This window comes from Nocardia sienata NBRC 100364 (assembly GCF_001613205.1).
Lineage (GTDB): Bacteria > Actinomycetota > Actinomycetes > Mycobacteriales > Mycobacteriaceae > Nocardia > Nocardia sienata.
The window spans coordinates 33,620-49,870 of the sequence record NZ_BDBX01000024.1 but is presented as its reverse complement, the minus strand read 5'-3'; the positions used below and the strand labels follow the sequence as shown (position 1 = coordinate 49,870).

The following is a 16,251-nucleotide window of genomic DNA, read 5'->3' as shown; positions in this document are numbered from 1 at the left end:
GTTGTTTTCGGTCGATGGAGAAGATGAGGCCATGAGCAAGACAGCTGATGTGATCCGCGTACGGCGTAGTCAACTTCGTCTATCGCAGGATCGACTCGCCGAGCTCGTCGGCGTGACACAACGCCAGATCGGTCGCTACGAGTCCGGCGAACAGTCACCCAGCCTCGCGGTCAGCGTCCGGCTGGCCGACGCACTACAGGTATCACTGGCGCAACTGGCCGGCGCGGAGCCGGCCGGCACCGATTTGTCCGGTGAGTGGTGGGTAGCGTGGCAGAATTGGCAGAACGACGTCGAAAACGTGAGCACACACCTGATGGCCGTGGCGCAGGACGCGGAGATACTCCAACTGGCGGATGGAGATCGCGCCCATCCGGTCGGTGATGGCTCATATGCGTGGCGTGGGGAGCTACGAATATGGGACGAAGAAGTGCTCATGGGGTGGTATCGGACCTCGGGTGGGCATGTTCGCCACATCGGGACGCTCTACTTCGCGCTACACCCCGACGGTTCGCACATGATCGGCTCGTGGACCGGCTTGCGCCCGGCAGGTGGGCTGGTCCGCGGCTGGGGCGCCATCGCACGCGAAAAGCGCTCTGCCATCCAGTCGGTCACGTCACTCATCGACACGAATGGGAAATCGCCGACATGGCCGAACAGGAGCACTCGGTCGTCGCACTGATCCGGAGTTTGCGAGACACTAGTGCCGCCGGTTCCGCGGCTGCCACACCACCAGGGCGGTATTGCGCTGCGGGGGAATCAGTTCCGGTCGGTAGTCCGGCCGGGCCCGCTCTCGTTCCAGTGCCGCGGTCAGTTCGACCACCCGCTGCTGGAGTTCGGTCACCTGATTGGTGAGTTCGATGATCCGTTTGATACCGGCGAGATTGACGCCCTCGTCCTGGGAAAGCCGCTGAACCTCACGTAGCAGCTCCACATCCCGCTCCGAATAGCGCCGGCCGCCGCCCGACGTGCGCTGCGGTGTCACCAGACCCAGCCGGTCGTAAGTGCGCAGGGTCTGCGCATGCATACCGGCCAGTTGGGCGGCCACCGAGATCACGAAATATTCGGTGCTCGATTGCCGCCCCTCCCTGGCCCCCAGGTGATTACGCTGCGCTGCCGCCTCCGGGCCCATCGCTCGGGCCGCAGGACGCGCCGATTTCGCCTCCGGTCCTCGTTTCGGCTCCATCACGCACCTGCCCATCCCGCTCTCGGATCGAAGCCGCTGGCCTTCTCCGCCTCCTGCAACGCGCGCAGCGCCGCAACGGCATCGTCGTCCAGCTTCGGCGGCACGGCGACCTTCACGGTGACCAGCAGATCACCGGCTCCGCCACCACGTTTGGGTACTCCGCGGCCACGCACGCGCAAAATGCGCCCGTCCGCGGTACCCGGCGGCACCTTCACGCCGACCCGGCCCTCCAGAGTGGGCACCGATACGGTCGTACCGAGCACCAATTCACTGTAGCTGACCGGCAGTGCCAGGGTCAGGTCGTCGCCGGCCCGGCCGAAGACCTTGTCCTGGCTCACGTGGACCGTGACGAACAGGTCACCCGAGGGCGCGCCCCGCAGGCCCGCCTCGCCCTGTCCGGCGAGCCGGATCCGCTGGCCGTCGGCGATACCCGGGGGAATACGGACGTTGATGGTGCGGGTACGGTTCTGGATACCGCTGCCGTGGCAGTCCACACACGGGTCGTCGATGATCGACCCGGAGCCGCGGCACTCGTCACACGGTTCGCTGAAGCCGAACGCGCCCTGATTGCGGCTCACCACGCCGCTGCCGTTGCAGATAGGGCACACGCGCGGGCTGGTGCCCGGCTTGGCCCCGCTGCCGTGACAGGTGGTGCAGGGCGACGGGCTGGTCAGGTGCAGCGGCACCGTGACCCCCTTGGCCGCCTCGCGGAACCCGAGGGTCGTCTCGGCTTCCACATCGGCGCCCCGGCGGGGCCGTCCGCCGGTGCGGGTGGCACCGCCGCCCCGGTTGAACAGGCCGCCGAACAGATCACCGAGCCCGCCGTCGGCGCCACCAGCGGCCTGGCCGAAGATATCGCCCAGATCGAAACTCTGGGAGAACCCGCCACCGGCACCCGGGGTGAAACCGCCGCCCCGCCCGTATCCGGCGCCGGAGAACAGACGGCGGGTCTCGTCGTACTCCGCGCGTTTGGCGGGATCGGACAGGACGGTGTGCGCCTCACTGACCGCCTTGAATCGTTCCTCGGCCGCGGCGTCGCCGGGGTTGGCGTCCGGATGCAGATCACGGGCCAATTTGCGGTAGGCCTTCTTGATCTCCTCGGTGGAGGCGCCCGCGGAGACACCCAGCTCCTTATAGAAGTCCTTCTCGATCCACTCCCGCTGGCTCACCGGGCATCTCCTCCTCTCGATACTGTTCCGCGGCCCGCGCGGGGCCCGTGTTCGTACTTTCCTACCGCCTCCGGGTCCGTCGCGCGCGGCGTGACGGGGGCGCGACGCGCGCGGATCGATCCGTACGCACGCCGCGCCACCCGGTCCGTGGCTTTCGCCGCGGAGTCGTTACTTGTCCGAGCCGGCATCAGCATCCGATGCCTCCCGAGCGGGTTCCGCGGTATCCGCGACACCCTGGTCCGCCCCGAGATCGCCGACACCGTCGGTGACGCCGACCAGCGCGTGCCGCAGCACCCGCTCACCGAAGCGGTACCCCTTGCGCATCACCACACCGATCACCGGATCGTGTCCGGAACCCTCGTGCTGGACCGCCTCGTGCAGATTCGGGTCGAAAGGTTCGCCCTCGGCCCCGAACTCCTCGAGCCCCTGTTTGCGCAAGGCCTCGGTCAGCTTGTCGGCCACCGAGCGCAGCGGCCCGGATTCCAGGTCGCCGTGCGCCTTGGCGCGGTCCAGATCGTCGAGGACACCGAGCAGTTCGGTGACCACGGCGGCCTTCGCGGAATCGACCGCGGTCTTGCGATCGCGCTCGACCCGGCGCCGGTAGTTGGTGTACTCGGCCGTCAGCCGCTGCAGATCGGCGGTGCGCTCGGCGAGTTCGTCCGAAGCCGGGGCCTCGGTGGGCGCCGCCTCGACGCCGTCACCGTCGAGGCCGGCCTGGGGGGCCTGGGGGGCTACGCCCTCCTCGGCCCCGGCCGGGGCGGCGCCGTTGGCCGCCCCGGCCTGTTCGCGGACCTCACCGGTCTCCGGATCGATCTTGCGCTTGTCGACGAAGCTGACCGGCTCCTCGGATTTGCCTGTATTTCCCGAATTCGTCACTTCTTCTCCGTGTCGACCGGCTCGTCCACAACCTCGGCGTCGACCACCTGGTCGTCGCCGGCGCCCGCACCCGCGGCGCCGTTACCGGAGGCCGCGCCCTCGGCGGCCTGGGACTCGTAGATCGCCTGACCCAGTGCCTGCGATTCGGTGGCCAGCTTCTCCACCGCGGCCTTCACCGCGGCGGTGTCGGTGCCCTTCAGCGCCTCCTTGGCCTCGTTGATCGCGGACTCGACCTTGGACTTCACATCCGCGGGAACCTTGTCCTCGTTGTCGGAGATGAACTTCTCGGTCTGGTGTACCAGCGATTCGGCCTGGTTGCGGGTCTCGGCTTCCTCCCGGCGCGCCTTGTCCTCGGCGGCGTGCGCCTCGGCGTCCTTGATCATCCGGTCGATCTCTTCCTTGGACAGACCGGAGCCGTCCTGGATCTTGATCGTGTTCTCTTTACCGGTGCCCTTGTCCTTCGCGGTCACGTGCACGATGCCGTTGGCGTCGATATCGAAGGTGACCTCGATCTGCGGCACCCCGCGCGGGGCCGGCGGGATACCGGTCAGCTCGAAGGAGCCGAGCAGCTTGTTGTGCGCGGCGATCTCGCGCTCGCCCTGGAACACCTGGATCTGCACCGACGGCTGGTTGTCGTTGGCCGTGGTGAAGGTTTCCGAACGCTTGGTCGGGATGGTGGTGTTGCGCTCGATGAGGTTGGTCATCACGCCGCCCTTGGTCTCGATACCCAGCGACAGCGGGGTCACATCGAGCAGCAGGACGTCCTTGACCTCACCCTTGAGCACGCCGGCCTGCAGGGCGGCGCCGACGGCGACGACCTCGTCCGGGTTCACGCCCTTGTTGGGCTCCTTGCCACCGGTCAGCTCCTTGACCAGTTCGGAGACCGCGGGCATGCGGGTGGAGCCACCGACGAGCACGACATGGTCGATATCGGAGACCTTGATCCCGGCGTCCTTGACCACGGACTGGAACGGCGCGCGAGTGCGGTCGAGCAGGTCCGAGGTGATCTTCTGGAACTCGGCGCGGGTCAGCTGTTCGTCGAGGAACAGCGGGTTCTTGTCCGCGTCGACGGTGATGTAGGGCAGGTTGATCGAGGTGCTCTGCGAGGAGCTCAGCTCGATCTTGGCCTTCTCGGCGGCCTCACGCAGCCGCTGCATGGCCATCTTGTCCTTGGTCAGGTCGATGCCCGAGCTGGACTTGAACTTGTCGACCAGCCACTTCACGACCCGCTCGTCCCAGTCGTCACCACCGAGGTGGTTGTCACCGGAGGTGGCACGGACCTCCACGACACCTTCACCGATTTCGAGCAGCGAGACGTCGAAGGTACCGCCACCGAGGTCGAAGACCAGGATGGTCTGCTCCTTGTCGCCCTTGTCCAGGCCGTAGGCCAGGGCGGCGGCGGTGGGTTCGTTGACGATGCGCAGCACATTGAGGCCGGCGATCTGACCGGCTTCCTTGGTGGCCTGGCGCTGGGCGTCCTCGAAGTAGGCGGGCACGGTGATCACCGCGTCGGTGATCTCCTCACCCAGGTAGGCCTCGGCGTCACGCTTCAGCTTCATCAGCGTGCGCGCGCTGATCTCCTGCGAGGTGTACTTCTTGCTGTCGATCTCCACGGTCCAGTCGGTGCCGATATGCCGTTTCACCGAGCGGATCGTGCGGTCGACGTTGGTCACGGCCTGGTTCTTGGCCGGCTGACCGACCAGCACTTCACCGTTCTTCGCGAACGCGACGACAGAGGGCGTGGTGCGCGAACCCTCGGAGTTGGCGACGACGACCGGCTCACCACCTTCGAGAACGGCGACGACCGAGTTCGTGGTCCCGAGGTCGATTCCGACCGCACGAGCCATTTGTTTCCTCCTCATTTTCGACTGCTTGTGTCTGTCCGGGCACTGTGCCCATTGCGCCGCGGGCCCATGGGACCCACCGCGTGGACCAGCCCCAGGCAGAACATAGAGCACGGTCCCGGCAATACTGAGCGGGGTCGGCTCAATCCTGCCCCGGCCACGGGAGGCCGTCAAGTCAAACTTGAGCCGATGTCACTCAACATTGTCGATCTGCTCAACCCCCGGCCCCGGCGATCTATTCCCGCCCCCGCGCACCCCGCTCCACCCTTCCCCGCCCCTGCCGCCGTGAACCGCCTCGACGCGCCATCGTGACCCAGCTGTAAGCGCCGGCACCCACCGCGCCCGCGCCCCGATCCCCACGACCCGCTCATCGGCGCTATTGTCGAAGCTCCGCCCATGGTGACCGCGGCGCCCCACGTCGCGGGACGGCGACGTGCGGGTGAACCCGTACCGTGATTTTTGGATGAGGAAGTCGAAGCGAGGATCCGAGAATGGCCACTGGGGTGGGCCTGCACATCGCCGAGTACGCGTGCACCGCGGCGGTCGTCGACGACGACGGAGATCCGCACTTCATCCTCCGTGAGCCGGTGCTGCACATGTCCGAGGAAGGCGACGCGGTCCTCGGCGGCGCCGTCGCCCCGCCCGGCCACAACCATACGATCACCGGTTTCGTCGCGGCCGTGGGTGATCCGGCGGGCGTCGTCGTGGACGACGGCGAGGCCTATCGCGGCGAAGACCTGCTCGCCACCGCCCTGTTCTGCCTGATCAACCTCACTGCCGAACACCTCAACGGCCCCGCCGAGTTCTACGCCGCCCATCCGGCCGGATGGGACGCCGGACAGGTGCTGGCGCTACGCGGCGCACTCGACTATCTGGGCCTGAAATCGGTGGCCCTGGTCGGCGAGGACGAACTACCCTCGGGGCCCGCCCATCTCACCCCCGCGGATACGGGCCGGCATTTCGCCGAGAGCGCGGGCCGGGCGGCACTCGCGGTCGTGCTCGACACCCCGGCCGGTGCCACTCCCCCCGACCCCTCCACTGCCCAGAACTCTGCGCTGGACACCGTCGTCATGCCGAAACTGCGCGAAGGCGACACCCCGGCCAAGGCATACTCCGCGCTGGTTCCGGCCCTGGATCCCGAAGCCACCTACGGCGGACCGAGTCTGGCGGCCATCGCCGCCGGGCTGGCCCCCGCTACGGGATCGGGTCCGGCCACCGGATCGGGACCCGCGGCGGGCCTGCGGCCTGCGACCGGCACCGCGGCGGCGGTTTCCACTGCCACCCCGGCGAAGCCCACTACCGAAGCGGCGAAGACCGACCGGAGCGGCGATCGCGGCCCCCGGCGTACCGCCGCCCTGGTTGCGGCGGCGGCATTCGGCGGCCTGTTGATCGGCGCTCTCGGGGTCACCGCGATCCTGCGGCCCGGCGCGGCGGAGCCGGGCGATCCGGTCACCACCTCGACGACCGAGGCCCCGCCCGCTCCGCCACCGGTTCAACCGCAGCCGATCGCCCCGGCCCCCGAGATCCCCTCCTACACACCTGAGCCGACCTACGAGCCGGAACCGACCTACACCGAGGAACCGCTGCCCGCTCCACCTCCGGTTACCGTCACCGAGACCACCCCGGCGCCCACCGCGGTCCCCTCGACGACCACCCCAGAGCCCAGCGGCCCGACCCTCACCGAGCCGACCACCGAGACCGAGACCACGACCACCCGGGCCCGGCCGAGGATCTTCCCGTTCCCCGTTCCGTTCCGTACCGAGGACCCGGATATGGACCTTCCCGACACCGGATCCAAGGAAGGTCGCCAAGAAGAGGCCAGATAGCGATTTGTGCCCTAGAGTGATCCGCTGACCGGTGTTATCTCCGGCCACCCCGGCAACTCGGTCGAAGCTCGAGCAAACTTGTGCGCCAACGGATTCGATCTCATGGCCACGGATTATCCGGCACACAGTGCCGACGAAGGGATTCCATGCGCAAGTCGGTGGCGCGTCGCGCCGCGGTCAAAGCTGCCGTTATCGGCTCGACCGTTCTCCTGGCTCCCCTGTTCGGCGCGACAGCGGCGATCGCCGCACCCGAACCGGAACAACTCAGAGCCGAGGACCTGCCGGCCGAACTGGTCCAAGCGCTGTCCCGCGATCTGAATATGACCCCGACCGAATATCTGGACCGCGCCGCGCGTGCCCAGCAGTTGCAGACCTACGCCGCCGAATTCCGCGCCGAACGTCCGGATGTCTTCGCCGGCGCGTGGATGACCCCGGAGGGTAAGCCCACCGTCGCCGTGACCTCGCCGGACGCCGCCAAGGTGGCCAGCGAGGACGGCTATTCCACTCGCCTGGCCCCGGTCTCGGCGGCCGCGTTGGAGACCTCGCTCACGCAGATGAATCAATGGGTCGCCGCACAGCCCCGGGATATCTCGCAGTTGATCAATTCCATCGCCATCGACTTCCTCAACAGTCAACTGGTCGTCAATGTCGCCAATACGCCACTGGCACATATGCTCAACCTGCCGACCCTCATCGCCAACATCAAGGTCGTCCTTTCCCCGGACGGCGGCGGCCCGGTGGAGCGCCACCCGATGGGCGGCGACACCTATATCAGCGCCCCCGGCCCGCTCGACGATACGGAGCTCAAAAGCGTCGACGTCTGCTCGTTCGGCTTCAACAGCGTCGATTCGGCCGGTAACGCACTGAATATCAGTGCCGGACACTGCAATCCGAATATCGACAAAGGCGACGAACGGGCCGCGGTCTACGGGCCGAATATCCGCAATATTCCGGCGAGTCCGCAGCTGGGCACCTTCGTCCAGTCGGAACTGGGCGGCCCCAGCACGCTGGACTATTCGGTGATCCAGTTGAATGAGCGCGCGGTGGGCGCGGGTATGGACCAGCCCTCGGTGCGCGGCGCCAACGGCACCACCATCACCATTACCGGCACCGCCGATCCGGTGATCGGCGCCCCGGTCTGCAAATCCGGACAGTCCTCCACCTTCACCTGCGGTTTCGTGGTGGCCGACCGCGTCGAGACCCAGCTGTTCACCACCGAAGGCGACTCGAAGATCATCCGCGGTTTCGCCAGCTCGGCCTGCACCCTGGGCGGTGACAGCGGCGGCGCCATCGTCACCGGCACCCTGGCACTGGGTATCACCAGCGGCTCCAACGCCGCCGACGCGCCCGATTGCGAGAAGGCCAATATCGCCCTCGCCCAGTACGGCGGCACCGCTACGCTGGGCATTCCCATCCGCGGCATCCTCTCGCACGCCGACGCGGCGGCCGGCGGCGGCATCGGTAGCGGTATCACCGTACGAACCAGGCCGAATGCCGGGTGAGCCCGATATAGTCTCTGCATGCTCATGCCACGCATAGGTAAACGAAGGTCGGCGCCGACCAGAAAACGCATGCAACGTGTCGCGGTCGCCGCCTCGGCGGCCGTCCTGCTGTTCGGCCCGACCGCCGCGGTCTCCTCGGCCGCCCCCGACCCGGGCATCGGCCTGCCCGCCGACCTGGTGGCGGCACTGAACCGAGATCTGCACATCTCCGCCGAGGAGTACTTGGCGCGCGCCGATACCGCGCAGCAGGTGGCGGCCTTCGCCACGACCGCCCAGCGTCAGTACCCGCAGGTGTTCGGCGGCGCCTGGCTCGACGAGCAGGGCCGCGGGGTGGTGGCGCTGGCCAACGGTCCCGGCGGTGACGAAGCCCGCGGCGCGGCCGAATCGAGCGGTTTCGTGGTCCGCAATGTCGCCAAGAGCGAAACGACGCTGCGCGGTGAGAAGAGCGCCTTCGAACGCTGGCTCGACGACCAGCCCGAAGCAGTGTCCGCCCTGGTGCGCGGTGTCGTCATCGATACCGTGAACAACAGCATCGCGGTGCGGGTCGACAAGGTCGGCCTGCCCATGCCGAACTTCATCGACCCGGCCCGCGTCATCGTCATGGCCCCGCCTGTCGCGGCCGAAACGCTGCCCCAGGCGGCCGCGGTCGCCGAGGCGGGCGACGCCGCGGTCGGCGGCGGCGACGGCTTCGCCGCCATCGCCGGTGACAGCTCGCTGCGCTGCTCCTTCGGTTTCAACGGGATCGGCCCGGCCGGCAACACCGTCAACATCACCGCCGGCCACTGCAATCCGAACCTCGACGATATCGGTGCCGCCACCGTGCACGAGTCCCTCGGTGGCAACAAGGTGGGCCCGCAGATCGCCACCTACCAGAAGTCGGTGCTCGGCGCCCAGGACTACTCGATCATGAGTATCGCCGACGGTGCCGCGGGCCGCTTCCAGAACAATCAGGTCAAGGTGCCCGGCGCGGCCCCGATCGCGGTCGACGGTGTGGCCACCCCGGTGGTCGGCGCCCCGGTCTGCAAATCCGGTTCCCGCACCGGCTTCAGCTGCGGTGTGGTGAACGCCGTGGACCAGACCGTCCAGGTCGGTGACCGGCAGCTCACTCAGAGCTTCTCCGCCAATATCTGCGCCCTCCCCGGCGACAGCGGCGGGCCCATCGTGACGGGACGCCAGGCTCTGGGCATCTCCAGCGCCTCCTCGGTCGCCGATTACCCCATCTGCGAGATCCCCAACATCCTGGGCGTGCTCACCGGCAATGCCCCGCAGCTGTTCGCGCAGCCGGTGAGCGTCGTGCTCTCCGACAACCCGGGCCTGCGCATCCGCACGAGCTAGAGGTCGTCCTGGTCTCCGCTCCGGCCGCACACGGGCCGGAGCGGAGAGTGAGATATCGGCACCGCACCCGCGGGTGCGACTCGCACCGAGCATCGAGCAACGAGAGGGCCGGCAGCGTTACGCTGCCGGCCCTCTCGCCTGTCCTGCCCGACCTTCGGTGCTGCCGTTATCCCGCGCGGGTCGGACCCCTTTCCCGGGTGGTTTCAGGGACACCCTGCCGGGGCCCGAGCGTGCGCCACGCGATGGCGCGGTCCACGGGACACCACGCCAGGGACGAACACGCCCGGCTGCGGCTCATGCCGACGGGAGGACACCAGCAATGCCAGCCGACCGCACATCCCCGGTAGGCAGTAGACGAGAGGGCCGACAACTCACGGGCTGTCGGCTCCTTCTGTCTGATCCGGGGACCCCCGAGACGCAGATCGGCCCGCCCCCGGAAGGGACGGACCGATCAGAACAGGCGCGTCGACTTACTTCGGCGCGTCAGCGCCCTCTACTACTGGATTCCCATCGTTCGCCCACTTGGTAGTGCCCGCCGGGGCCTGCAGCGTGTTGATCAGCTCGATACCCGCAGCAACCAGCGTCGGACCACCGACAGCGATGGTGCCCAGGATTCCACCGACACCCGCGCCGGTAATCAGTCCGGGTACGCAGCCGGCCACGATCGTCACGACACAGCCGATAACGGCACCGATAGCGGTACCGACAAAACCGCCGATCGCCGTCGCAATGCCGAAGTTGCTGGCGAACTCATTCTGGGCCTGCTGGTTTTCCTTCAACGAGGCAATGGGCTTCACGGCCAAGGGCTGGTTCGTAACCAGGCCGGCCGGCTTCTCCGGAGTGATCTCGAGGACGGCGCCTTCCTTCTTGACCTCTGATTTCACCGGAATTGCCACACCGTTGGCGGTGAACTCGAGCGGCATCGAAGCGACAAGGTCGCCGGCCTTGTCCTTGATCTCGAGCACCTGAGTCTTGGCCGCTTCCGCAACCGGCTCGGCCTCCGGGACGGCCCCGTCCTGCGCTACGGGCTCCTGCTCCTTCTCGACGATGGAGAAGGTTCCGCCACCCAAGGTGGCGACAACCGTCTTCTCGACGAGTTGCACGGCGTAGTTGACCGTCTCTTTCGGTGCCGGCGCCGCCGGTTCGGCATGAGCTGTGCCGAATCCCATAGCGAGCGAGCCGGTGACCAGTGCGGCGATCACAGTGGATCTCGGGATTGTCATCCATTTCCAATCGGGTGTGGTGCGTCCCATCTCAACGCGAGGTGGTCATGTGACCGAACCCGGAATCCGCCCCGAGCGTTATGAGATGTCACGCTTCCTGATAGATCGGGCTGAGCGTAGTCGAATGCACTGACAAAAGGCGACATTCGTTTCCCAAGCGTAAGAATCGCGCGGGTAAGCCTGGCCTTATCACCGCCCGCGGCAGCTGGCCCTTTACGGTGTTAATCAGCCCTTATGCGCTTTGGGTAGTCAACTGAAAAGAGTGATATTGATCACGCCGCGATCCACGTGGATAAGCCCAGGCAGACGCGCCCGCGGGCCGACGCAGATCGTACAGTGGACACCGTTAGTTACTGGTGGGTAACTTACTGGCGGTTACGATACGAGCCGGACGGGGTACTGCTCAGTTCCTCGTACCTCGTGTTGCTTCGAAAGAAAGGTCGCGACATGAATGCCCTGACAGTGACGCTGGGCACCCTCGGAGCGGCGCTCAGCCTGCTGTGTTGGGCGTCGTTCTTCGGCGGCGTCCGGGATATCGTCCGCGCCATCATGCTGGGCCAGCCCGCCCCCGACCGCTGGCGGCCGTTCTTCCCGCGTTTCAAGCAGATGCTGGTGGAGTTCCTGGCACACACCCGGATGAACAAGTTCCGGACGGTGGGCTGGGCGCACTGGCTCGTCATGATCGGCTTCCTGGGCGGCGCGATCCTGTGGTTCGAGGCCTACGGGCAGACCTTCGACCCGTCCTTCCACTGGCCGCTGATCGGCAATACCGCGATCTATCACCTGTGGGACGAGATTCTCGGCATCGGCACTGTCGTCGGCATCGTGGCACTGATCGTCATCCGCCAGTTGAACCATCCGCGGGTGCCCGAGCGGCTCTCCCGGTTCAGCGGCTCCGCGTTCGGCCCCGCCTACGTGATCGAGGCCATCGTCCTGCTCGAGGGCCTGGGCATGATCTTCGTGAAGGCGGGCAAGCTCGCCACCTACGGGCACGCCCATGCCGGTACCGACTTCTTCACCATGCAGGTGGCCAAGCTGCTGCCGGCGAGCCCGACCATGGTGTCGCTCTTCGCCTTCGTGAAGCTGATGTCCGGTATGGCCTTCCTGTACTTCGTCGGCCGCAACATCACCTGGGGCGTGGCCTGGCACCGGTTCTCGGCCTTCTTCAACATCTATTTCAAGCGTGAGGACGACGGTGATGTCGCCCTCGGTGCGGCCAAGCCGATGATGTCCAAAGGCCGCGCCCTGGACATGGAGAACGTTGACCCGGACACCGATACTCTCGGCGCCGGCCGGGTCGAGGATTTCTCGTGGAAGGGTTGGCTGGACTTCACCACCTGCACCGAATGCGGTCGCTGCCAGTCGCAGTGCCCGGCGTGGAATACCGGTAAGCCGCTCTCGCCCAAACTGCTCATCATGTCGCTGCGCGACCACGGTCGCGCCAAGGCGCCGTATCTGCTGGCCGGCGGCAGCAAGGACATGGGCGGCGACGAGGTCGGCCTGGTCGACGCCGAGGGCAACCCGGACGAGAAGAAGCTGGCCCGGATTTCCGAGGCCGCGCGCGCCGAGGCCGAACGCCCGCTCGTCGGCGATCACGAGGTGAACGGCATCATCGACCCGGAGGTGCTGTGGAGCTGCACCACCTGCGGTGCCTGCGTGGAGCAGTGCCCGGTCGATATCGAACACGTCGACCACATCATCGATATGCGCCGCTACCAGGTGCTCATCGAATCGGATTTCCCGTCCGAACTCGCGGGTCTGTTCAAGAATTTGGAGAACAAGGGCAACCCCTGGGGCCAGAACGCCAAGGACCGGCTCAACTGGATCAACGAGCTGGACTTCGATATCCCGGTCTTCGGCCAGGACGCCGACAGCTTCGACGGCTACGAATACCTTTTCTGGGTCGGCTGCGCCGGCGCCTACGAGGACCGCGCCAAGAAGACCACCAAGGCCGTCGCCGAACTGCTGGCGACCGCTGGAGTGAAATTCATGGTCCTCGGCCAGGAGGAGACCTGCACCGGCGATTCCGCCCGGCGCGCGGGCAACGAATTCCTGTTCCAGCAGCTGGCGATGCAGAACATCGAACTGCTGAACTCGGTGTTCGAGGGTGTCGAGCAGAAAAAGAAGAAGATCGTCGTCACCTGCGCGCACTGCTTCAACGCGCTCAACAACGAATACCCGCAGGTGGGTGGCACCTACGAGGTGGTGCACCACACCCAGCTGCTGAACCGGCTGGTGCGCGGTAAGCAGCTGGTGCCGGTGGCGCCGATATCGCAGAACGTCACCTACCACGACCCGTGCTACCTCGGCCGGCACAACAAGGTCTACAACGCCCCGCGCGAGCTGATGGCCGCCTCCGGGTCCACCCTGGTGGAAATGCCCCGGCACGGTGAACGGTCCATGTGCTGTGGTGCCGGCGGCGCCCGCATGTGGATGGAAGAGCAGCTGGGCAAGCGGATCAATATCGACCGCGTGGACGAGGCGCTGACCACCTCGCCGGCCAAGATCGCCACCGGCTGCCCGTTCTGTCGGGTCATGCTCACCGACGGTGTGACCGCCCGGCAGGAGTCGGGTCAGGGTGAGGGCGTGGAGGTCGTGGACGTCGCGCAGCTGATGCTCGAGTCGATCGAGCGGCAGCAGCCGGAGCGGTTGACCGCCAATCTGACCGTGGTCCAGGAACCCAAGGCCGAACCCGAGCCGGAACCCGAACCCGAGCCCGAACCTGTCGCCGCCGAGACCGAAGCCGCCCCCGCGGCCGAGAAGGCGGCACCCAAGGGTGGCGGACTCGCCATGAAGGGCCCGGCCAAGGCACCCGGTAAGGGTCTCGGCATGAAGGGTGCCGCCAAGGCCCCCGGCGCCAAAGCTGCCGCTCCCGCGGCCGAGACCGAGGAGAAGGCGGCACCGGCCGCGAAGGGCCTCGGTATGAAGGGCGCGGCAAAGGCACCCGGCGGCAAGGGCCTGGCCATGAAGGGCGCGGCCAAAGCGCCCGGCGCCAAGGCCGAATCCGCTCCGGCGGAGGTGGCGGAGACCACCGAGACTCCCGCCACGCCTCCGGTGAAAGGCCTGGGTATGAAGGGCGCCGCAAAGGCACCCGGCGGCAAGGGCCTGGCCATGAAGGGCGCGGCCAAGGCACCCGGTGCGAAAGCCCCGGGCGCGAAGGCACCCGCCGAGGCCTCCGCCCCGGCCGCCGAACCGGCCACCGAGGCGCCCGTGGAAGCCACCGCGAGTTCGGCTCCGACCGAAACAAAACCCACGGTCGCGGCCAAGGGCCTGGCGATGAAGTCCGGATTCAAACGCCCCGGCGCCAAAGCCCCCGGTGCGAAGGCCCCGGCGGCGGCACCGAAGGCCGAGTCGGCTTCGACGGAGGTCCCGGCCGCGGAATCGGATGCGGCGAACGCCGAGCCGGCCACCACGACGGCTCCCGCCGAGAGCAAGCCGTCGAAACCGGCCAAGGGTCTGGCGATTAAGTCCGGATTCAAGCGTCCGGGTGCCAAGGCACCTGGCACCACGGCGCCGGCTCCCGCACCGGAGTCGGAGCCCACCGCGGAATCCGGGCCTGCTCCGGACGAGGCCACCGCCGAACCGGCCGCCGAGGTCGCTGCGGGATCGGGCTCGAAGGCCACTGCGGATTCGTCTTCGGAAACCGCGGCAGAAGCGGCGCCGGCGAGCACGGGCGAAACGGCACCGGAGGCCGCGACCGAGACCGGCGGGGCCTCCGGTAACGGCAACGCGGGCAACGGTTCGGGGGCGACCCCGCCGCAGGCCAAGCCAGGTGCGCTCGGCTTCAAGTCCGGAGCCAAGGCGCCGGGCCGTAAGGGCTGACCGAAGCAGAAAACGCACAGCAGGGCCCGGCGGAGTTCCGCCGGGCCCTGTCCAATTTGCAGGTCCCGGCCCGTCGCCCCGAACGCCAGGCAATGGAGAAGACGCACATCCTCCGGTAGGACCCGTCCGGCTTCAGCCGCGCAACTCGCCCACCACGTCGGCGAAGTCGTCCAATCGACGCAGCGCCGCATCGTGGGACAGCACCGGGACGATACCGAGCAATGTCCGGTAAATGCCCAGTTCCGCCAGACGTTCCAGCTCGTCGCGGCGGGGCTCGAAGACAGTGGCGATCACCGGAACCGGTGCCCGGCCGCGGCGATCGGCGAGCGCCCGCAGTTCGTGAACCCCCCGTTCCAGTTCGGCGAAGGGGATGCCCACCGGAGCCAGCCAGCCGTCGGCATGGTCGAGAATCCGCTCGTGCGTGGACGGTCCCCAGCCGCCCAGCCAGACCGGCGGGCGTGGCCGCTGCACCGGTTTCGGCCAGGAGTACAGCGGATCGAAATCCACGTGGTCACCGTGGAATTCGGCTTCCTCCCGGGTCCAGATGGCCGTCATGGCGAGCAGCCGTTCCCGTTGCAGAGCGAGCCGGGTGCGCGGATCGGTCCCGTGATTGCGCATCTCCTCACGCAGCCACCCGGCACCCACGCCCAGTTCGAACCGCCCACCCGACGCCGCGTCCAGGCTCGCCACCTCTTTGGCCGTGGTGATCGGATCACGCTGGACGAGCAGTGCGACAGCAGTACCTATCCGCAGCCGCTGGGTCGCTGCGGCGGCGAAGGCCAGCGAGATGAACGGATCGAAATTCCGGTAGTAGTCCCGCGGGATATCGCCTCCGCCGGGATACGGCGTGTCGACGGTGACCGGGATATGCGTGTGCTCGGCCACGAAAAGCGATTCGAAGCCACGGTCCTCGACAGCCCGGGCGAGGTCGGCCGGACCGATACTTTCGTCGGTCACGCCGGTGAAGATTCCGATCTGCATCCGGCTACGATAAACATTGACATAAGCGTCAAGGTCAAGTCGAGGTGAGCGGCATGCGGATCGGCGAGCTGGCACAACGCACCGGCAGCAGTACGCGGGCCTTGCGGTATTACGAACGACAGGGCCTGCTGACGGCAGTGCGCGGCGGCAACGGCTATCGCAGCTTCGACGAGTCCGCGGTCGGTACCGTGCTCCGTATCCGGGCGCTGCTTTCGGCGGGACTCACCACCGAGGTGATCCGCCGGGTACTGCCGTGCACCCTCGACGCGATCGGAAGGATCGAGCCGTGCGCGGAAGTCGTCGCGGTCCTGCAGACCGAGATCGCCCGAATGGACGCCTTGGCCTCGGATCTGGCCCGTTCCCGGGACCTACTCGCTTCGATCCTGCTCGACTCGGGCGTGCCGCAGCCCGCGGCCGGGCGGCGGCACGTGCAGGCGCCGCCACAGTCGGTGTAGGTCTCAACGTTTGTGGTACCTTGCGATACTCCGAA

Annotated in this window: 12 protein-coding genes; 6 read left to right on the top strand and 6 right to left on the bottom strand. The window is 67.4% G+C overall.

Translation table 11 applies throughout. The annotated features are described in order from the left end of the window. Nucleotide 1: 1 nt before the first annotated feature. Nucleotides 2-679, top strand: coding sequence for a helix-turn-helix domain-containing protein (locus NS4_RS14685; protein WP_218020349.1), 678 nt, complete (start codon nucleotides 2-4; stop codon nucleotides 677-679). Between the two features lie 18 nt (nucleotides 680-697). Here NS4_RS14685 and NS4_RS14680 read toward each other — a convergent pair whose 3' ends face one another. From NS4_RS14680 to dnaK, 4 genes are all read right to left on the bottom strand, one after another. Beyond that, nucleotides 698-1,129: a heat shock protein transcriptional repressor HspR gene (locus NS4_RS14680; protein ID WP_063060093.1), complete on the bottom strand. Its 432-nt coding sequence runs from the start codon at nucleotides 1,127-1,129 to the stop codon at nucleotides 698-700. Between the two features lie 53 nt (nucleotides 1,130-1,182). Next, nucleotides 1,183-2,352: a molecular chaperone DnaJ gene (gene dnaJ / locus NS4_RS14675; RefSeq protein WP_063060092.1), complete on the bottom strand. Its 1,170-nt coding sequence runs from the start codon at nucleotides 2,350-2,352 to the stop codon at nucleotides 1,183-1,185. A gap of 168 nt (nucleotides 2,353-2,520) precedes the next feature. Further along, entirely contained in the window at nucleotides 2,521-3,228 is a 708-nt protein-coding gene (gene grpE / locus NS4_RS14670; RefSeq protein WP_063060091.1) for a nucleotide exchange factor GrpE, read from the bottom strand. Next, nucleotides 3,225-5,075: a molecular chaperone DnaK gene (dnaK, locus tag NS4_RS14665; protein WP_063060090.1), complete on the bottom strand. Its 1,851-nt coding sequence runs from the start codon at nucleotides 5,073-5,075 to the stop codon at nucleotides 3,225-3,227. The genes grpE and dnaK overlap by 4 nt, the downstream gene beginning before the upstream one ends. Before the next feature lie 488 nt (nucleotides 5,076-5,563). On the opposite strand from dnaK, the gene NS4_RS14660 reads away from it, so the two are divergent. The 3 genes from NS4_RS14660 to NS4_RS14650 all read left to right on the top strand — a co-directional run bounded on the left by NS4_RS14660 (nucleotide 5,564) and on the right by NS4_RS14650 (nucleotide 9,735). Further along, a complete protein-coding gene (locus NS4_RS14660; protein ID WP_174552095.1) occupies nucleotides 5,564-6,898 on the top strand; it encodes a hypothetical protein in 1,335 nt (444 codons plus the stop codon). 146 nt (nucleotides 6,899-7,044) lie between these two features. Further along, a complete protein-coding gene (locus NS4_RS14655) occupies nucleotides 7,045-8,400 on the top strand; it encodes a S1 family peptidase (protein WP_063060088.1) in 1,356 nt (451 codons plus the stop codon). A 69-nt stretch (nucleotides 8,401-8,469) separates the two neighbouring features. After that, a complete protein-coding gene (locus NS4_RS14650; RefSeq protein WP_063060087.1) occupies nucleotides 8,470-9,735 on the top strand; it encodes a S1 family peptidase in 1,266 nt (421 codons plus the stop codon). Nucleotides 9,736-10,205: 470 nt separating this feature from the next. Here NS4_RS14650 and NS4_RS14645 read toward each other — a convergent pair whose 3' ends face one another. Further along, a complete protein-coding gene (locus tag NS4_RS14645; protein ID WP_245665413.1) occupies nucleotides 10,206-10,937 on the bottom strand; it encodes a DUF8020 domain-containing protein in 732 nt (243 codons plus the stop codon). Nucleotides 10,938-11,405: 468 nt separating this feature from the next. Between NS4_RS14645 and NS4_RS14640 the strand changes: the two genes are divergently transcribed. Continuing rightward, on the top strand, nucleotides 11,406-14,780 hold the full coding sequence (locus tag NS4_RS14640) for a heterodisulfide reductase-related iron-sulfur binding cluster (protein ID WP_063060086.1): 3,375 nt from the start codon (nucleotides 11,406-11,408) through the stop codon (nucleotides 14,778-14,780). A gap of 132 nt (nucleotides 14,781-14,912) precedes the next feature. Here NS4_RS14640 and NS4_RS14635 read toward each other — a convergent pair whose 3' ends face one another. Next, the gene (locus tag NS4_RS14635) at nucleotides 14,913-15,761 is read right to left on the bottom strand and encodes an LLM class F420-dependent oxidoreductase (RefSeq protein WP_063060085.1); all 849 of its coding nucleotides are present in this window, start codon (nucleotides 15,759-15,761) and stop codon (nucleotides 14,913-14,915) included. Between the two features lie 53 nt (nucleotides 15,762-15,814). On the opposite strand from NS4_RS14635, the gene NS4_RS14630 reads away from it, so the two are divergent. Then, nucleotides 15,815-16,216, top strand: a complete 402-nt coding sequence (locus tag NS4_RS14630) for a MerR family transcriptional regulator (protein ID WP_063060084.1) — start codon at nucleotides 15,815-15,817, stop codon at nucleotides 16,214-16,216. The last annotated feature ends 35 nt before the right edge of the window (nucleotides 16,217-16,251 follow it).

Bases quoted from the DNA above. Each gene is read 5' to 3' on its own strand.
- NS4_RS14680 (WP_063060093.1), bottom strand. From the start codon at position 1,129: ATGGGCCCGGAGGCGGCAGCGCAGCGTAATCACCTGGGGGCCAGGGAG.
- dnaK (WP_063060090.1), bottom strand. From the start codon at position 5,075: ATGGCTCGTGCGGTCGGAATCGACCTCGGGACCACGAACTCGGTCGTC.
- NS4_RS14660 (WP_174552095.1), top strand. From the start codon at position 5,564: ATGGCCACTGGGGTGGGCCTGCACATCGCCGAGTACGCGTGCACCGCG.
- NS4_RS14655 (WP_063060088.1), top strand. From the start codon at position 7,045: ATGCGCAAGTCGGTGGCGCGTCGCGCCGCGGTCAAAGCTGCCGTTATC.
- NS4_RS14650 (WP_063060087.1), top strand. From the start codon at position 8,470: ATGCAACGTGTCGCGGTCGCCGCCTCGGCGGCCGTCCTGCTGTTCGGC.
- NS4_RS14640 (WP_063060086.1), top strand. From the start codon at position 11,406: ATGAATGCCCTGACAGTGACGCTGGGCACCCTCGGAGCGGCGCTCAGC.
- NS4_RS14635 (WP_063060085.1), bottom strand. From the start codon at position 15,761: ATGCAGATCGGAATCTTCACCGGCGTGACCGACGAAAGTATCGGTCCG.
- NS4_RS14630 (WP_063060084.1), top strand. From the start codon at position 15,815: ATGCGGATCGGCGAGCTGGCACAACGCACCGGCAGCAGTACGCGGGCC.